The organism is Streptomyces sp. NPDC087310 (genome assembly GCF_044744405.1).
GTDB lineage: Bacteria > Actinomycetota > Actinomycetes > Streptomycetales > Streptomycetaceae > Streptomyces.
Genome location: NZ_JBIUYF010000010.1, coordinates 339,114 through 357,124 on the forward strand (window position 1 = coordinate 339,114; position 18,011 = coordinate 357,124).

The window sequence follows — 18,011 nt, forward strand, 5'->3', positions numbered from 1 at the left end:
TGACGCCCCGTCACGCGACCACCCGGAACAGCAGCGCCGCCCGCGCCGGGACCCGTACCACCGCACCCCCCTTGTGCGCCGTCCCCGGAGCCTCCCGCTGGTCCGTGCGCGCCGTGTCCACCACCAGTTCGTACGCGGCCGCCCACGGCGGCCCCGGCAGCGTGAACTCCACCGGCCGGGGGCCCGCGTGGAGGACCGTCAGGAAGCTGTCGTCCGTGATCTTCTCGCCGCGCGCGTCCCGCCCCGGGATGTCGCGCCCGGAGAGGAAGAGCCCGAGCGTCGACGCCGGGGCGTACCAGTCCGCCTCCGTCATCTCCGCGCCGTACGGGGTGAACCACGCCAGGTCCCGCAGTCCGTCCGGGGCCTGGCGGCGGCCGGAGAAGAAGGCGCGGCGGCGCAGTACGGGGTGGGCGCGGCGCAGGGCGAGGAGCCGGACGGTCAGCCGGTGCAGCTCCAGCGGCCCGTTCTCCGTACCGTCCGCCCTGTCCCGAGCGTCGGCGCCGTCGGCGGGCCCCTCGTCGAGCAGCGACCAGTCGACCCAGCTCACCTCGTTGTCCTGGCAGTACGCGTTGTTGTTGCCGCCCTGCGTACGGCCCATCTCGTCGCCCGCCACCAGCATCGGCACGCCCGTCGACACCAGCAGCGTGGTCAGCAGGTTCCGGAGCTGGCGCCAGCGCAGGGCGTTGACCGCGGGGTCGTCGCTCGGGCCCTCGGCGCCGCAGTTCCAGGACCGGTTGTCGTTCGTCCCGTCCCGGTTGCCCTCGCCGTTCGCCTCGTTGTGCTTCCGCTCGTACGACACCAGGTCGCGCAGAGTGAAGCCGTCGTGCGCGGTGATGAAGTTGACGGAGGCGTACGGCCGCCGGCCGCCCCACGCGTACAGGTCGCTCGACCCGGAGAGCCGGTAGCCGAGGTCCCGTACGTCGGGCAGGGCGCCGCGCCAGAAGTCCCGTACGGCGTCGCGGTAGCGGTCGTTCCACTCCGTCCACAGTGGCGGGAACGCCCCGACCTGGTAGCCGCCGCTGCCCACGTCCCACGGTTCGGCGATCAGCTTCACCCGGCGCAGCACCGGGTCCTGGGCGATCACGGCGAGGAAGGGCGAGAGCATGTCGACGTCGTGCATGGAGCGGGCCAGGGCCGCCGCCAGGTCGAAGCGGAAGCCGTCCACGCCCATCTCCGTCACCCAGTAGCGCAGCGAGTCGGTGATGAGCCGCAGCACGTGCGGCTGCACCACGTGCAGGGTGTTCCCGCAGCCGGTGTAGTCGGTGTACCGGCGGGCGTCGGCGGGCAGCCGGTAGTAGCCGCGGTTGTCGATCCCGCGCAGGGAGAGCGTCGGGCCCCGCTCGCCGGCCTCCGCCGTGTGGTTGTAGACCACGTCGAGGATGACCTCTATCCCGGCCGCGTGCAGCGCGCGCACCATCTCCTTGAACTCCTCGACCTGCTGGCCGCGGGTGCCGCTCGCGGCGTACCCGGCGTGCGGGGCGAAGTAGCCGACGGAGTTGTAGCCCCAGTAGTTGCGCTGTCCGCGCCGCAGGAGGTGGTCCTCGTGCGCGAACTGGTGGACGGGGAGCAGCTCGACCGCCGTCACCCCGAGGCGCCGGAGGTGGCCGATCGCCTCCGGGTGCGCGAGGCCCGCGTACGTACCGCGCAGCTTCTCCGGGATCCCCGGGTGGAGCTTGGTGAAGCCCCGTACGTGCAGCTCGTAGATGACGGAGTCGGCCAGGGGCGTCTTGGGCCGCCGGTCGTCCGTCCAGCCGTCGTCGGGCGCCGCGTCGTGGACGACGACCCCCTTGGGGACGAACGGGGCGGAGTCGCGGTCGTCGCGCACGGTGTCGGCGACCTGCGGCTGCGGCCAGTCCCGTACGTGGCCGTAGACCTCGGGGGGCAGCGCGAACTCCCCGTCGACGGCCCGCGCGTACGGGTCGAGCAGCAGCTTCGCCGGGTTCCAGCGGGCCCCCGTCCAGGGGTCCCAGCGGCCGTGGACCCGGAATCCGTACCGCTGCCCGGGGCGTACGCCGGGCACGAAGCCGTGCCAGATCTCATGGGTCAGCTCGGTCAGCGGCAGCCGGCTCTCGGCGCCGTGGTCGTCGTAGAGACAGACCTCGACCGCCTCGGCGCCGCCCGCCCACAGCGCGAAGTTGGTGCCCGCCACCCCGTCGCGAGCGACCCGGTAGCGGGCCCCGAGCGGGGTCGCCGAGCCCGGCCTGACGACGGGCGCGGGGATGGGGGTGCCGGGCGGCTCCCCCTCCATGGCATGTTCCGTGACGTGTCGCGCGACGTGTTCCGTCACGTCTTCCGTTTCCGTGGCGTGCTGCACGACGTGCTTCCTGGCGCGTTCCTGGTGGACTGTCTCCTGCTCGGCTGCGCTCGCCACTGACCGGCCTCCCGCGGCTCATGGGCCCCGCTCCCCGGCGCGCACGGCGTCCCGGCCGTGGGCTGCTCCTCGCGTGGTCCTCCTCCTGTTCTGCCCCCAAGAGGCCCTGCCCTCACGTTTCCCCCGGAGGGGGGTGGTCGTTGGGCGGTCATGAGAAACGTGACGAAGCGGGCAGGGACCCGCGGGGCGGTCTTCCTGACCTGGGCGGGACTGATCGCCGCACTGACCGGACTGGCGGGCCTGACCGGGTGCGCCGGCGGCCCCGCCGCCCTTCTGGAGAGCAAGGCGGGCACCCCCGCCGACACCATCACCGTCACCCCGAAGGACGGTGCGAAGGGGGTCGCGCGGACGGACCGGATCGAGGTGACGATCCCGGACGGGCGGCTCGAACGGGTGAAGGTGACCCAGGTGGAGGACGCGCGGCCGGCGGAACTGCCGGGGCGGATCTCCGCGGACGGCCGTACGTGGACCCCGCGCGGCGGCGCGGTCGTCGCGCTCGCGGCCAAGTACAGCGTGGACGCGGTCGCCGTGGACGGCGCGGGGCACCGCTCGGCCCGCCACACCACCTTCACCACGGCGGTGCCCACGGACCGGTTCACCGCCTACTTCTCGCCGGAGAACCGCGCCACCGTCGGCACCGGCATGATCATCTCCTTCGACTTCAACCGGAAGATCGAGGACCGCGCCGCCGTCCAGCGCGCCGTCAAGGTCACCTCGGACCCGCCGGTGGAGGTGGCGGGCCACTGGTTCGGCAACGAGCGGATCGACTTCCGCCCGCGGGAGTACTGGGAGCCGGGCACCGAGGTCACGATCGAACTGGCGCTGCGGGACGTCCAGGCGGCGCCCGGGGTGTTCGGCATGCAGCACAAGAACCTCGGCTTCACGGTGGGCCGCTCGCAGGTCTCCCTGGTCGACGCCGAGGAGCACACCATGGAGGTACGGCGCGACGGCGAGCCGGTGTCGACGCTGCCGATCACCGCGGGCGACGCCAAGAACCCCACGTACAACGGGAAGATGGTGGTCACGGAGTTGCACGAGGTCACGCGGATGAACGGCGGTTCGGTCGGGTTCGGCGCCGAGTACGACATCAAGGACGTGCCGCACGCGATCCGGCTGACCACCACGGGCACGTTCCTGCACGGCAACTACTGGGAGACGGCGGGTACGTTCGGCTCCGAGAACGTCAGCCACGGGTGCATCGGGCTGCGCGACACCAAGGGCGGCGACCCGGACGCGCCGGCCGGCTGGTTCTTCGAACGGACCCTGGTCGGCGATGTGGTGGAGGTGGTCAACTCGCGTGACCGCACGGTCGCCCCGGACAACGGCCTCGGTGGCTGGAACATGGAGTGGAACAAGTGGAAGGCGGGCTCGGCGCTCCGCTGAGACGAGCACCCCCGCGCCCCTCGCGCGCGGTCGGCCCCGCCCCGTACCACCGCTATGACCTGCGCCGTCCCGGCCCGTTGGGACGGAATGGTGACATAAGAGAGATCTACGTCGCGCTCGCCATGTGATTATCTTTCGTCATGCGCGTGCACTCGACGCGCGGGGGTGCGGGCCGTGGCGGGGCCAGGCCGCGCGAGGGGAGACAACCATGGTGAACGGGCTGCCGATACCGGCCACATCGACCACGTCCGGAGGCGGTCGCCGAAGCGGGCGCGGCCGCGGGAGCACGGGGCTGCTCGCCCTGCTGCTGGGGGCCCTGCTCCTGGTGGTGACGGCGTGCGGCGGGGGCTCCGGGGCCGGTGACGACGGCAAGAGCGGTGACAAGGGCGCGGCGGAGGTGCGGAACGCCGCCTCCGTCGCGGTCGTGACGATCGAACCCAAGGACGGCGCCAAGGCCGTGGGGACCATGGGCGCCCTCAAGGTCACCGCGGCCAAGGGCAAGCTGACCACCGTCACCGTCCAGGACGACAAGGGCGGTCCGGTCGAGGGCAAGCTCTCGGCGGACGGTACGGCGTGGGAGCCGCTCCAGCATCTGGCGTCCGGGACCAGGTACAAGGTGCACGCGATCGCCAAGGACGCCGACGGGCGCGCGTCCGCGAAGGACACGACGTTCACCACGCTCGTACCGGAGAACACCTTCATCGGCACCTACACGCCCGAGGACGGTTCGACGGTCGGCGTCGGCATGCCGGTCTCGATCAACTTCACCCGGGGCATCACGGAGCCCGAGGCCGTGGAGAAGGCCATCACGGTGACGGCCGAGCCGTCCGTCCCCGTCGAGGGCCACTGGTTCGGCAACGACCGGCTCGACTTCCGTCCGGAGAAGTACTGGGCGCCGGGCACGAAGGTGACCGTGAAGCTCAACCTGGACGGAGTCGAGGGCCGGCCCGGCGTGTACGGCAAGCAGGCCAAGACCGTGTCGTTCACCATCGGCCGCAGCCAGGTCTCGACCGTCGACGCGAGCGCCAAGACGATGAAGGTCGTCCGGGACGGCAAGCTGGTCAAGACCATCCCGATCACCGCGGGCGCCCCGTCGACCACCACGTACAACGGTCAGATGGTCATCAGCGAGAAGTACGCGGTGACCCGGATGAACGGCGCCACCGTCGGCTTCGGCGGCGAGTACGACATCAAGGACGTGCCGCACGCGATGCGCCTGTCCACCTCGGGCACCTTCATGCACGGCAACTACTGGGCGTCCGCGGGCACCTTCGGCTCGGCGAACGTCAGCCACGGCTGCGTCGGTCTGCGGGACATCCGGGGCGGCGGGAACAACGGCACCCCGTCGGCGTGGATGTACAACGCCTCGATCATCGGTGACGTGGTGATCGTGAAGAACTCGAAGGACAAGCAGATCGCCCCGGACAACGGCCTCAACGGCTGGAACATGTCCTGGTCGGAGTGGACCAAGTAAACCAAGTAGCTCCCACCGGGTCCCGCGGGCCCGGTCGCGCACCCACCCGGTGCGCGGCCGGGCCCGTTGTCGTTAGCGGCGGTTAACATTTTTCGTATGGCATCCGTGAATCTTGAGGTCTCCGGCGGCGTCGGTACGATCCGGCTCGACCGCCCCCCGATGAACGCACTCGACACCTCCGTCCAGGACCGGCTGCGCGAGCTGGCCGCGGAGGCCGGCGCGCGGGACGACGTGCGCTCCGTGATCCTGTACGGCGGCGAGAAGGTCTTCGCGGCCGGCGCCGACATCAAGGAGATGCGGGAGATGGACCACGCCGCGATGGTCGTGCGCTCCCGGGCGCTCCAGGAGTCGTTCACGGCCGTGGCGAGGATTCCCAAGCCCGTCGTCGCGGCCGTCACCGGGTACGCGCTGGGCGGCGGCTGCGAGCTGGCGCTCTGCGCGGACTACCGGATCGCCGGGGACAACGCCAAGCTCGGCCAGCCCGAGATCCTGCTCGGGCTGATCCCGGGCGCGGGCGGCACCCAGCGGCTCGCGCGGCTGATCGGCCCGTCCCGCGCCAAGGACCTGATCTTCACCGGCCGTCAGGTGCGGGCGGACGAGGCGCTGAGGATCGGTCTGGTCGACCGGGTCGTCCCGGCGGCCGAGGTGTACGAGCAGGCGCACGCCTGGGCGGCGAAGCTCGCGCAAGGGCCCGCGCTCGCGCTGCGCGCGGCGAAGGAGTCGGTCGACACGGGGCTCGAAACGGACCTGGAGACCGGGCTCGCCGTCGAACGCACCTGGTTCGCGGGGCTGTTCGCCACCGAGGACCGCGAGCGCGGGATGCGCTCCTTCGTGGAGGACGGTCCCGGCAAGGCGAAGTTCCTCTGAGAATCGCCCTGTTGGACATGCGTGGCCGTTACGTCAACCCTGTGCATCGCTCGGCGCGACCTTAAGCCAGCCTTAAGCCGGCCTTCGCGGTCACATGTGGTGATCTTTCAATCGCTTCTCGTCATCGCAGGTCAGGAGAGGTGCTCGCGCTCAATTTCTGCCAACGGCATATGCCGATCACGCCCCCCGGAATGCTTCGTTCCGGGGGGTCCAATACCCCGGAACGCCCACGGGGAGGGCGCTGTACGGCCATGATGGGGGCATGGCGGGCCTGGAGGGTACGGAGCAGCCGCGGCAGCGCGGAAACGCCGCCGCCGAGCGGTGGATACCGTCCGTCGACGACGAACAGGCGCTCAAAGCGCTGGAATTGTTCGGCAACCCGACGGAGGCGGAGGTGCGACTGCCGTCCCGCCCCGAATCCGCCGCCGCCGCCCGCCGGATCACCCACAGCGTGGTGCTGCGCCAGTGGCAGCTCTCGCCGCAGACCGCCGAGTACGCCGTCCTCCTCGTCTCCGAACTGGTCGGCAACGCCGTACGCCACACCGGCGCCCGCGTCTTCGGGTTACGGATGCTGCGCCGCCGCGGCTGGATCAGGATCGAGGTGCGCGACCCCTCGCGCGGACTGCCGTGCCTGATGCCGGTGCGTGACCTGGACACCAGCGGACGCGGACTCTTCCTGGTGGACCGGCTCTCCGACCGGTGGGGCGTGGACCTGCTGCCGCGCGGCAAGACCACCTGGTTCGAGATGCGCGTCGCCGACCGCCAGACCCCGTAGCCCGCCCACCGCGCACAGCCCGCGTACTGCGCGAGGCCCGGGGGCCCGAGCGGGACCCGGCGACCGAGCGCGAGGCCCGGAGACCGGAGCGCGAGGCCCGGCGACCGAGCGCGGGACCCGGAGACCCGAGCGCGAGGCTCGGCGGCCGAGCGGAACCCGGAGACCTGAGAGCGGGACCCGGAGACCCAGCGCGAGGCTCGGCGACCCGCGAAGGCCCCGCAGCGGGTCAATCGCCACCTTTCACCCCCTTTCCCCCTTAAATGGGGTCGTGATCCCGATCGACCGCCGCAGTGCACTGCGCGCAGCAGCCGGCGCTGCCGTCACGGGCGCCCTCTCCACCGGCTGTTCCGACACAGCACCCCCTTCTGTAAAGCAGTCCGAAAGGCCGTCCGAAAACCCGTCCGACGCCGGTCCCGGCGCGAGCGCCGGCGCCCGTCCCGGTACGGCGCGCCCCGCCGCCCGTACCGCCCCACCGCCCCGGCGCTTCCCCGGGCAGCCCGCCGAGATCGCGCACGGCCCCCGCGACCGCGCCCGGGTCGCGCTCACCTTCCACGGCCAGGGCGACCCCGCCACCGCCACGGCCCTGCTCTCCGAGGCGGAACGTGCCGGGGCCCGCGTCACCGTCCTCGCCGTCGGCACCTGGCTCGACGAACAGCCCGCCCTCGCCCGCCGGATCCTCGACGGCGGCCACGACCTCGGCAACCACACGCTGCACCACATCGACATCTCCGCCCTGGACGAGGCGGCGGCGTACGCGGAGATCACCGGCTGCGCGCAGCGGCTGCGCCGGCTCACCGGCTCCGTCGGCACCTGGTTCCGGCCCTCCCGCACCCAGCACGCCACCCCGCTCGTCCAGCGGCTGGCCCGGCGGGCCGGCTACCCGCACACCCTCTCGTACGACGTCGACTCCCTCGACTTCACCTCACCCGGCGCCGACACCGTCGTCCGTACCGTCACCGAAGAGATCCGCGACGGCTCCGTGGTGAGCCTGCACTTCGGCTACGCGGACACGGTGGCCGCGCTGCCCGCCCTCCTCGACGCACTGGAACGCCGCGGCCTGCGCGCGGTGACGACCACGGAGCTGCTGACCTGATGCCCCCGACCCCCCGCCGCGACCCGCGCCCCGCCGCCCGGCTCGTGACCGCCGCTGCCGCCCTCTGCCTCGCCGCCCTCCTCGCCGGGTGCGGCGACTCCGGGGCCCCCGCCCGTACGGAGGCGGCCGTCACCAAGCCCGACCGCCCGGCCGTCCCCGCGCGGTCCGTGCCCGCCGGACTGCCGGGCATGCCCCCCGTGCAGGACCCCAAGGACATCTACGCCGCCGACCGCCCCGGCATGCTCTCGCCCGTCGTACGGGGCTTCCCCTCGCGGGTGTACGTGCCCAACACCAACTCCGACACCGTCTCGGTCATCGACCCGGCGTCGTACGAGGTCATCGAGACGATCCCGGTCGGCCGGCAGCCGCAGCACGTCGTGCCGTCCTGGGACCTGAAGACCCTCTGGGTCAACAACAACCGCGGTCACACCCTCACCCCGATCGACCCGGCCACCGGCAAGGCGGGCGAGCCGGTGGAGGTGCACGACCCGTACAACCTGTACTTCACGCCCGACGGCAAGTACGCGGTCGTCATGGCCTCCCTCGACCGGGAACTCGTCTTCCGCGACCCGCACACCATGAAGATCCTCAAGACCGAACCGGTCACCTGCGCGGGCGTCAACCACGCGGACTTCTCGGCGGACGGCCGGTACTTCATCGTGTCCTGCGAGTTCTCCGGCGAACTCCTCAAGGTCGACACCGCGAAGATGAAGGTCGTCGGCGAGCAGAAGCTGCCCTTCGAGGGGGCCATGCCGCAGGACGTGAAGATCTCCCCGGACGGCGGCACGTTCTACATCGCGGACATGATGGCCGACGGCGTGTGGGTGCTCGACGGGAAGAAGTTCTCCACCCCGAAGCTGCTCCCCACCGGCAAGGGCACCCACGGCCTCTACGTGAGCCGGAACTCCCGCGAGATGTACATCTCCAACCGGGGCGAGGGCTCCGTGTCCGTCTTCGACTTCCCGCAGGACAAGCTGACGAAGAAGTGGCACCTGCCGGACGGCGGCAGCCCCGACATGGGCGGCGTCTCGTCGGACGGCAAGGTCCTGTGGCTGTCGGGGCGTTACGACGAGGAGGTGTACGCGATCGACACCACCAGCGGCAAGCAGCTCGCCCGTATCCCCGTCGGCAGCGGTCCGCACGGGCTGGCGGTCTACCCGCAGCCGGGCCGCTACTCGCTCGGGCACACGGGCGTCTTCCGCTGACCCGAGCGGCCGGGGTACGTCCGCCGGCGCGTCCACCGACCGGCAACACGCCCCAATCCGGGTGACGGTCCACGGCCCGCCGCCGCACAGCGAGGAGGGTGCTCCCCATGACCACTACTCGCCTGCGGCGGCGGGCCGCGGCCGTCGCCCTCTTCGCCGCCGCCGTGTTCGTCCCCGCCTCGGCCACCGAGGCCGTGTCCGGCCCCGAGCCGTCCCCGTCGGCCGTCGTGAGACCCGCCGGACCCGCACCTGTCGCCGAGCCCGCACCTGTCGCGGAGCCTGCCCCGGCCGCCGAGTCCGCGCCGGCCGCCGACCGGTGCCCCCTCGTCGCCGACAGGATGTTCGCCGCCGTCGACCACCGGGTCGAGGTCGCGCGGATCACCCCGACGCCGTCCTGGCGCACCGACTGCAAGCAGCTCTACCGCGCCGACAGCCGGGCACCGCGGCTCGTCTTCGAACAGGGCCTCCACCCCGACGCGCCGGTGGGCGGCCGGTACGACCTGGCCCGCCACACCCTGGCGGGCCCGGGCTCGCCGTACGTCTCCGCCAGCTACGACCACGACCTCTACAAGTCCATCGTGGGGGACACGTCCACGGTGGGGGACAAGGCCGTCTACAACTACTACATCGACGCGCCCGGCGGCATCGACGTCGTCACGACCCTGGGCGCCGCCCGCACCCCGGAGGGGAACGAGGAGGTCGCCTTCCCCGGCGGCATCTCCCGGGAGCGCGTCGTCGGCGCCTGCCCGGTGGACACGGCGAAGAGGACCGAGACCATGGCGCAGTGCGAGGACAACCCGCACTACCAGCCCTGGCGCGGCTGACCCGTCCGCCGCCTGCCCGCCGCCCGTCCGCCGTCCGTCCGCGTTGCCGCTCTCCGCGATCCGCGGAGATGATGAGCGGGTGATATCTCCTGGCCCGCCCGCCGACGACACCGCCCGTGTGTCCGGTCGCGGGATCACACCCGCCACCACGGCGCTCGTGGCGGGCGGCGCGCTGGCGGCCGTCCTCGTCGCCCTGCTGGGCGCGAGCCTCGCCGCCCGGGGCACGGGGGAGCTGCGCATACCCGGCGCGGGCGCCACCACCGTGCTGCGCGCGGCCGTCTTCGCCGCGCTCGCCGTCCACCTCGGCGAACTCGCGGGCGGCCGGCTCGCCCGCACGAGACCGGCCCGTACCGGACCTGCCCGCACCGGACCCGCGCCCGCGCCCGCGCCCGCTTCCGGAGCGCCCGGGCCGCGCCGCTGGGCGGTCGCCGCCTCGCTCGTCGGGGCCGGCGCCTCGGCCGGCCAGATCCTGCTGCTGGCCCGGGTCAGCGGACTCGACCTCGCCACCGTGTACGGCACCTCGGACGGCCGCTTCCTCCTCGTCATGGCCAACGGCTTCCTCCTGGCGGCCGGCTGCGCCACTCTGACGCGTCCGTGCCTCGCCCTCGCCCCGCTCGCCGCCGTCATCGGCGCGGAGGCGCTGCGGGCCCACCCCGAGCCGTACACCCCGATGCTGGGCGTCGGGCTCACCGTCGTCCACCTCACCGCGGCGTCCCTCTGGACCGGCGGGCTGCTGTACGTGCTGCGCGCCCTGTGGCTCCGGCGCGGCGATCCGGCCGGGTCCAGGGAACTGCTCTCCCGGTACGCCCGCCACGCGGGCCGGCTCCTCGCCGCGCTGGCCGCCACCGGCACGCTCTCGACGCTGCGCAGGCTCCCCGTGGACGTCGTCCTCACGACGGCGTACGGCAGGGTGCTGATCGCCAAGCTCGTCCTGGTGGCCGTGGTGTGCGCGCTGGCGCTGGCGGCCAGGGTCCGGCTGCGCCGGGGCGGCGACGCCGTCCGCCCCGCCCGCGCCGAACTGGGCGTACTGGCCGTGGTCGTACTGGTCTCGGCGGTCCTGACCGTGGTCCCCGACCCGCACTGGCTCAGTACCCGCTGACGGCGCGCGGCGTCCGTACCTCCGTCACCTCAGCGCACTGCCCGCCAGCCACGTGCTCCAGGGGACGTTCCAGTCCCCGTAGCCGTTGCCCGGGTCGACCGTCTCGGGCGCACCCGTGACCCGTACGACGTCCCCGGGGATGACCTCATCGAAGAAGCGGCGCGCCGTGCCGTCCGTGGGGAGACCGACACAGCCGTGGGTGACGTTCTCGCGGCCCGCGTGCACGTCGGCCAGCGGGTTCTCGTGGAGGTAGGTGCCGGAGGACGTCAGGTGGACCGCGTAGTTGTAGTAGCCCTTGTACGCGTCGCCGAAGCCGACCGTCCTGGAGTCCATCAGCAGCCGGCGCTCCTTGTTGGAGACGACCATGACGCCGTTCCAGGTCTCCATGCCCGGGGCCCCGGCCGTGATCGGGATCCGGGTGGCGACGCCGCCCCTGACGACGGTCATGGAGTGGTCGCGTACGTCCACGGTGGCGACGAGGGACCGCCCGACCGTGAAGCGCCGGTGCAGCGAGGCACCCGGGCCGGACCCCGGGCCCGCGCGGAGGGTGACCTTCGTGCCGGTGGGCCAGTACTCACGGGGACGGTAGTCGAGACGCCCGCCGTCGAGGAGGTTGCGGTCCTTGACCCAGCTCCAGGCGCCGGTCACGCGCGGGGTGCTGGAGACGGTCAGGGCCCGTTCGACGGCGGCCCGTTCGGCGACGGGCACGGGGTGCTCGAAGACCAGCGACATCGGCATCCCGACGCCGACCACGGCTCCGTCGTCGATGTTGACATGGGCGTCCGCCAGTACGGCCGGCACCGGCCCCGCGGGGCGCTGCGCGGGGCGGGCGGCGGCGGGCTTCACGGCGTTCGTCGCGGCCTTGTCGTCCGAGCCCGTACCGGGCCGTACGGCGCCCAGCACGGAACAGCCCGCGAGCGCGAGGGCGCACAGGCCCGCCGCTGCCCAGGCGTACGGGACACGGACGTGGGTGGTGTGGTCGGTCTTGATGTTGGCTCCCGAAGTCATCGGGTCCCCCTCGGCGGGGTTCCGGGCGAGCGCGCGGCACACGGGAAGGACATAGGACATGGGAACGGGTCCGCCACGACGGAGGGCGATTTCGACGCTTTCAACGCCGTGACGTTCCCCCGAATGGGCGCCCTGGCCTACGCCATGACGGGGGATCAGATGAGGGGCGGGGACTCGTGCCGCACCCGTTGACGCCTCATGATCCCCTTGGGAATGTGGTGAGTCCTGATGCTTTCTGTCCCATCCTGGGGAGACGTCATGCGGGACGTACCGGCACGGAGCGAGTCGTACGGCAGCCAGGGCGACGGGCACGCGGGCGGCCCGAGTGGTCCGGGCCGCGTCGGCCGCAGGGGATTCCTCGGCGGGGCCGCGGCGCTGGGCGGGGCGCTGACGCTGGGCGCCGCCCCGCCCCGTACGGCGCGGGCGGCGACATCAGCAGCGCCGTCAGCAGCGACGGCGGCCGCGTGGGAGGACGTGATCAACGGGTCCTTCGGCAGCTACGGCGCGTTCGAGGCGGAGTGGAACTACCGTTATCCCTGGGGCAGTGATCACAACGGCAGCGCCCGGATGTACGGCAGCTCCACCGACCACAACCACATCTATCTCAACTCCGGTGTGCTCACCCTCCAGGCGACCCGGATCACCTGGGACGAGGGCACCAGCACCTCCACGCCGCACCTCCCGATCCGCTACCACTCGGGCGCCGTGCACGCGAAGAACCAGATCGTGGTGACCGACCAGTTCCCCGACTACGAGGTCAAGGGCGAGTTCCAGGCCCCGAGCGGGGCGGGCACCTGGCCGGCGTTCTGGCTGACCGGGGTCAACAGTTGGCCGCCGGAGAGCGACATCCTGGAGTTCAAGGGGAACACGAACAACTGGTTCAACACCTTCCGTACGTCCTCGGACGTGTCGAGCACGATCGTCGGCGTCCCGTCGCCCGGCTCCTGGCACACGTACCGCGCCTGGATCACCAAGGTGAACGCCACGGACGTGGACATCCACTACTACCTCGACGGCACCTGGAAGGCGGCCCACCGGGGCGCCGGGTTCGTCGGCAAGCCGCTCTGGCTGATCATCAACCTCCAGATGGAGGGCTCTTCCGGGTCGTCGGGGCCGGGCGGCGACACGTTCTACCGGGCGCGGAACGTCTACGTGGGCCGCAACCGCACCGCGTAGGCCCCGGCCGGGGTCCAGGTCTCCCCCTCCGTGAGGCGGGGGCGCGTGGCGGCGAGATGGTCGCGGAGCGCGGTGAGGGCCGGGTGCGGGTTGTCGGTGCGCCAGAGCAGGCAGTGCGGGTAGACCGGGGTCGGATCGCGCAGCGGGATGCGACGCAGGTCGTGGCCCACGGGCCGGACGAGCGGGGTCCGTTCGCCGACGAAGGTCGCCAGCGTCGAGGAGTCAGCGATGGCGTCGAGCAGCGGCTCGACGCCGAAGTCGGGGCCGATCGTGTCGATGGTCAGCCCGAAGGCGGCGGCCAGTTCGTCGTAGTACGCGGCCCATTCCGTGCCCTGGGCGTTGCCGGGCATCCAGATCCGGTGGCCGGCGAGCCGGGACGGGGTGACCGCGCGTGCGGCGGCGAACTCATGGGCGGGACCGGTGCACAGATGCAGCGGCTCGTCGAGGACCGGGACCGCCTCGACACCGTCGGGCAGCGGCCCGCCCGGCAGCGGGACGGCGCGGAACGTCGCGTCGATCGTGCCGTCGCGGACCGCGTCGACCGCCGTGTCGGCGCGCAGAAGGGTCACGACATCGAGTTCGACCTCGGGGTGCGCACGGTGGAAGCCGCGCAGCAGCCCCGCCGTGGAGAGCCGCCGGCCGAGCACATCGACCCGCAGCGCCCGGTGCCCCGGCCGTACGGAGGCGGCGGCCCGCTCCTCCGCCCGGAGGAGCGCCCGGGCGTGCGGCAGGAACGCCTGCCCGTCGATGGTGAGCCGGGCCCCGCGCGGCGCCCGGGTGAACAGCCGTACGCCGAGCTCCTTCTCCAGGGCGGCGACGCGCTTGGAGACGGCCTGCTGCGTGACCGACAGGCTGATCGCGGCTTCCTGGAACTGGCCCGCGTCGGCGGCGGTGACGAAGGTACGCACGGCAGAGAGATCCACGACGGCCACGCTAACAGCACCCCACGTCGTCGATACAACGGATGGTTGTGGGATGAGGGTGAAATGGTTGTTTGATTCCCCTGCTCCGGGCTCGCTTTGATGAGCCAGGTCAACGCCCGGTTGTCCAGGAGGTGACTCACCCGTGCCAGATTCCTTCGTCCATCTGCACAACCACACCGAGTACTCGATGCTGGACGGCGCGCAGAAGCTGACGCCGATGTTCCGCGAGGTCGCCCGGCAGAAGATGCCCGGGATCGCCATGAGCGACCACGGCAACATGTTCGGCGCCCATGAGTTCGCGCAGGTCGCCAAGGGATTCGAGACCGTCACGCCGATCATCGGCATCGAGGCGTACGTGGCGCCCTCCTCCCGCTTCCACCGCCAGCGGGAGTTCTGGGGGCCGGGAGGCCGGCGCGCCGTGGGCGACGACGGCGAGGGGTCGAAGGACGTCTCCGGCGGTGGCCGCTTCACCCACATGACCATGTGGGCACGGAACGTCCAGGGCCTGCGGAACCTGTTCCGGCTCAGCACCCAGGCCAGTTACGAGGGCCAGTTCCCGGCCGGGAAACCGCGCATGGACCGGGAACTGATCGCGGAGCGGGCGGCGGGTGTCATCGCCACCACCGGCTGCCCCTCGGGGGAGATCCAGACCCGGCTGCGGCTCGACCAGTACGCGGAGGCGAGGTCCGCGGCGGCGGCCTACCAGGACATCTTCGGCCGCGAGAACTACTTCCTGGAGCTGATGGACCACGGCCTGGACATCGAACGCGAGGTCCGCGACGGCCTGTTGCGGCTGGCCGGGGACCTCGGCATCCCGCTCCTGGCCACCAACGACGCGCACTACGTCACCGAGGACCAGGCCGACGCCCACGACAGCCTGCTCTGCATCGGCGTCGGCAAGAACAAGGACGACCCCGGCCGCTTCCGCTTCAACGGCTCCGGCTACTACCTGCGGACCGCCGCCGAGATGCGCGCGCTCTTCTCCGAACTCCCGGGGGCCTGCGACAACACCCTGCTGATCGCCGAGCGCGTCGAACCGTACGACGAGGTCTTCGACCACACCGACGAGATGCCGCGCTTCCCGGACGTGCCCGACGGCGAGACCCAGGAGTCCTGGCTGCGCAAGGACGTCCTCAAGGGCCTCGCCACGCGGTACGGGACCCCGGTCCCGCAGGCCGTCCTGGAACGCTTCGAGACCGAGATGTCGGTCATCGGCCCGATGGGCTTCAGCTCGTACTTCCTCGTCGTCGCCGACATCTGCCGCCACGCACGCGAGAACAGGATCCCCCTCGGGCCCGGCCGCGGCTCGGCCACCGGCTCCCTCGTCGCGTACGCCATCCGCATCACCGAGCTGTGCCCCCTGGAGCACGGCCTGCTGTTCGAACGGTTCCTGAACCCCGAGCGCATCAACCCGCCCGATGTCGACCTCGACTTCGACGACCGCAGGCGCGACGCCATGGTGCGCTACGTCACCGAGAAGTACGGCGACGAGTACACCGCCATGGTCAACACGTTCGGCCGGATCAAGGCCAAGAACGCCATCAAGGACTCCTCGCGCATCCTGGGCTACCCGTACTCCCACGGCGAGCGGATCACCAAAGCGCTGCCGCCCGACCAGAACGGCAGGTCCGCCCCGCTGGCCGCGCTTTTCGACCCCTCCCACGAGCGGTACGCCGAGGCGGGCGCCATCCGGGAGCTGTACGACAGCGAGCAGGACGTGAGACGGGTCGTCGACACCGCACGCGGGGTGGAGGGCCTGACCCGGGGCACCGGTGTGCACGCCGCCGCGGTGATTCTTTCCAAGACCCGGCTGACCGACCGGATCCCGCTGCACATGCGCGCCTCGGACGGCGTGCGGATCACCGGTTTCGACTACCCGTCGTGCGAGGCGATGGGCCTGGTCAAGATGGACTTCCTGGGGCTGCGCAACCTCGGCGTCATCGACCAGGCCATCGAGAACATCCGCGAGAACCGGGGCATCGCCCTGGCCACGGTGGACCCCATGGACGACGCCCACGGCGATCCCGTCACCGTGATCCCCCTGGACGACGCCAGGACGTACCGGCTGCTGGCCGAGGGCAACACCTTCGGCGTCTTCCAGCTCGACGGCGGCGGCATGCGCGTCCTGCTCCGGCAGATGGAACCCACCCGGTTCGAGGACATCGCGGCCGTCAACGCCCTCTACCGGCCGGGCCCCATGGCGGCGAACGCGCACACCAACTACGCGCACCGCAAGACCGGACGCCAGGAGATCACCCCGATCCACCCCGAACTCCGGGACGCCCTGGAGCCGATCCTCGGCAACACCTTCCATCTGCTCGTCTATCAGGAGCAGATCATGGCCATCGCCCGGGAACTGGCCGGGTACACCCTGGGCGGCGCCGATCTGCTGCGTCGGGCCATGGGGAAGAAGAAGCCGGACGTGCTGGCCGCCGAGTGGGCCACGTTCCACCGGGGCATGCGGGCCAACGGCTTCGGCGAGGAGGCGATCAAGGCCCTGTGGGACGTGATGCTGCCGTTCTCCGGCTACGCGTTCAACAAGTCCCACACCGCCGGGTACGGGCTGGTGTCGTACTGGACGGCCTATCTGAAGGCGAACTACCCGGCCGAGTACATGGCCGCCCTGCTCACCTCCGTCGGCGACGACAAGGACAAGGCCGCGATCTATCTCGCCGACGCCCGCAAGAACGGGGTGCGCGTCCTCCAGCCCGATGTCAACGAGTCCGTCGCGGAGTTCACCGCGGTCGGGGACGACGTACGGTTCGGGCTGCGCTCCGTGCGCAACGTCGGGGACAACGTCATCGAGTCCATCCTCTCCACCCGCCGCGCCAAGGGGAAGTTCACCTCCTTCCCCGACTTCCTGGACAAGGCCGAGCTGCCCGCGCTGAACAAGCGGGCGGTCGAGTCGCTGATCAAGGCGGGCACCTTCGACTCCCTCGGGCATGCGCGCAAGGGCCTGACCGCCGTCCACGAGGCCGCCGTCGACGCGGTCATCCCCGTGAAGAAGGCGGCCGGGTACGGGCAGGATGACCTCTTCGCCGAGCTGAGCGGATCGGCCGGCGAGGGCGGCGAGGGCGGTGGAAACGGCCAGGAGGGTGGCGGGCCGGCCTTCGGGCTGGACTTCCCCATCGACGGGACGGAGTGGCCGCGCCGCCAACTCCTCGCCACCGAGCGGGACATGCTCGGACTGTACGTGTCCGCCCACCCGCTGGACGGCGCCGAGCACATCCTCGCCGGCGCACGGGACTGCTCCCTCGCCGAACTGCTCGGCTCCGGACGCACCACCGGGGAGGTACGGCTCGCCGGGCTGATCACCGGCGTCCAGCGCAGGATGACCAAACAGGGCAACGCGTGGGCCGTCGTGGACCTCGCGGACCGCGACGGCAGTGTCGAGGTCCTCTTCTTCCCCGCCGCCTACCAGCTCGTCCAGCACGCGCTGGCCGAGGACAACGTCGTCTCCGTCCGGGGCAGGATCGAGGACCGCGAGGGCACCCTGAACGTCTTCGGCAGGGAACTCGCCGTGCTGGACGTCTCCGCGGCCGAGCACGGCGGGCGGCCCCCGGTGCGCCTCGCGCTCCCCGCCCACCGGATCACCGAGCGGTCCGTGCGCGAACTGAAGCGCATCCTCGGCGACCACCCGGGCGACAGCCCGGTCCACCTCAGCGTGCGCGGGGCGCGGAAGACCACCGTGTACGCCCTAGGGGCCACGGTGAACGCCGCCACCGTCGCCTCCGACGTGAAGGGCACGTTCGGGGCGGAGGCATGGCTCGGCCTCGCCTGACCCAGCGGCGCCGCCCCTCTGCCCCGCCTCCC

The 18,011-nt window shown here is 71.9% G+C and carries 13 protein-coding genes; 10 read left to right on the forward strand and 3 right to left on the reverse strand.

From position 1 onward, the window contains the following. Positions 1 to 10: 10 nt before the first annotated feature. A complete protein-coding gene (gene glgX, locus ACIO3P_RS34570; RefSeq protein ID WP_401851731.1) occupies positions 11 to 2,248 on the reverse strand; it encodes a glycogen debranching protein GlgX in 2,238 nt (745 codons plus the stop codon). 273 nt (positions 2,249 to 2,521) lie between these two features. Between glgX and ACIO3P_RS34575 the strand changes: the two genes are divergently transcribed. The 8 genes from ACIO3P_RS34575 to ACIO3P_RS34610 all read left to right on the forward strand — a co-directional run bounded on the left by ACIO3P_RS34575 (position 2,522) and on the right by ACIO3P_RS34610 (position 11,091). Continuing rightward, on the forward strand, positions 2,522 to 3,754 hold the full coding sequence (locus ACIO3P_RS34575) for an Ig-like domain-containing protein (RefSeq protein WP_329829609.1): 1,233 nt from the start codon (positions 2,522 to 2,524) through the stop codon (positions 3,752 to 3,754). Positions 3,755 to 3,965: 211 nt separating this feature from the next. Then, positions 3,966 to 5,228 carry an Ig-like domain-containing protein gene (locus ACIO3P_RS34580; RefSeq protein WP_401791574.1) on the forward strand — a complete coding sequence of 421 codons (1,263 nt, stop codon included), beginning with the start codon at positions 3,966 to 3,968 and terminating at the stop codon, positions 5,226 to 5,228. Between the two features lie 96 nt (positions 5,229 to 5,324). Next, on the forward strand, positions 5,325 to 6,095 hold the full coding sequence (locus ACIO3P_RS34585) for an enoyl-CoA hydratase-related protein (protein ID WP_329829611.1): 771 nt from the start codon (positions 5,325 to 5,327) through the stop codon (positions 6,093 to 6,095). Between the two features lie 262 nt (positions 6,096 to 6,357). Beyond that, positions 6,358 to 6,870, forward strand: coding sequence for an ATP-binding protein (locus ACIO3P_RS34590; protein ID WP_329829612.1), 513 nt, complete (start codon positions 6,358 to 6,360; stop codon positions 6,868 to 6,870). Positions 6,871 to 7,138: 268 nt separating this feature from the next. Further along, positions 7,139 to 7,963, forward strand: coding sequence for a polysaccharide deacetylase family protein (locus ACIO3P_RS34595; RefSeq protein ID WP_401850964.1), 825 nt, complete (start codon positions 7,139 to 7,141; stop codon positions 7,961 to 7,963). After that, positions 7,963 to 9,168: a hypothetical protein gene (locus ACIO3P_RS34600; RefSeq protein WP_401850961.1), complete on the forward strand. Its 1,206-nt coding sequence runs from the start codon at positions 7,963 to 7,965 to the stop codon at positions 9,166 to 9,168. The genes ACIO3P_RS34595 and ACIO3P_RS34600 overlap by 1 nt, the downstream gene beginning before the upstream one ends. A gap of 107 nt (positions 9,169 to 9,275) precedes the next feature. Continuing rightward, positions 9,276 to 9,992 carry a hypothetical protein gene (locus ACIO3P_RS34605; RefSeq protein ID WP_401850958.1) on the forward strand — a complete coding sequence of 239 codons (717 nt, stop codon included), beginning with the start codon at positions 9,276 to 9,278 and terminating at the stop codon, positions 9,990 to 9,992. Positions 9,993 to 10,074: 82 nt separating this feature from the next. After that, the gene (locus ACIO3P_RS34610; protein ID WP_401851729.1) at positions 10,075 to 11,091 is read left to right on the forward strand and encodes a CopD family protein; all 1,017 of its coding nucleotides are present in this window, start codon (positions 10,075 to 10,077) and stop codon (positions 11,089 to 11,091) included. Between the two features lie 24 nt (positions 11,092 to 11,115). On the opposite strand, the gene ACIO3P_RS34615 is transcribed toward ACIO3P_RS34610, so the two are convergent. Further along, positions 11,116 to 12,099 (reverse strand): L,D-transpeptidase, encoded by a 984-nt coding sequence (locus ACIO3P_RS34615; protein ID WP_401850955.1) that lies wholly within the window; start codon positions 12,097 to 12,099, stop codon positions 11,116 to 11,118. 258 nt (positions 12,100 to 12,357) lie between these two features. Here ACIO3P_RS34615 and ACIO3P_RS34620 point away from each other — a divergent pair, with 258 nt between their 5' ends. Then, the gene (locus tag ACIO3P_RS34620; RefSeq protein WP_401850952.1) at positions 12,358 to 13,275 is read left to right on the forward strand and encodes a glycoside hydrolase; all 918 of its coding nucleotides are present in this window, start codon (positions 12,358 to 12,360) and stop codon (positions 13,273 to 13,275) included. Here ACIO3P_RS34620 and ACIO3P_RS34625 read toward each other — a convergent pair. Further along, a complete protein-coding gene (locus ACIO3P_RS34625; protein WP_401850945.1) occupies positions 13,248 to 14,198 on the reverse strand; it encodes a LysR family transcriptional regulator in 951 nt (316 codons plus the stop codon). The genes ACIO3P_RS34620 and ACIO3P_RS34625 overlap by 28 nt on opposite strands. Before the next feature lie 142 nt (positions 14,199 to 14,340). Here ACIO3P_RS34625 and dnaE point away from each other — a divergent pair, with 142 nt between their 5' ends. Beyond that, a complete protein-coding gene (dnaE, locus tag ACIO3P_RS34630) occupies positions 14,341 to 17,979 on the forward strand; it encodes a DNA polymerase III subunit alpha (protein WP_401850943.1) in 3,639 nt (1,212 codons plus the stop codon). The last annotated feature ends 32 nt before the right edge of the window (positions 17,980 to 18,011 follow it).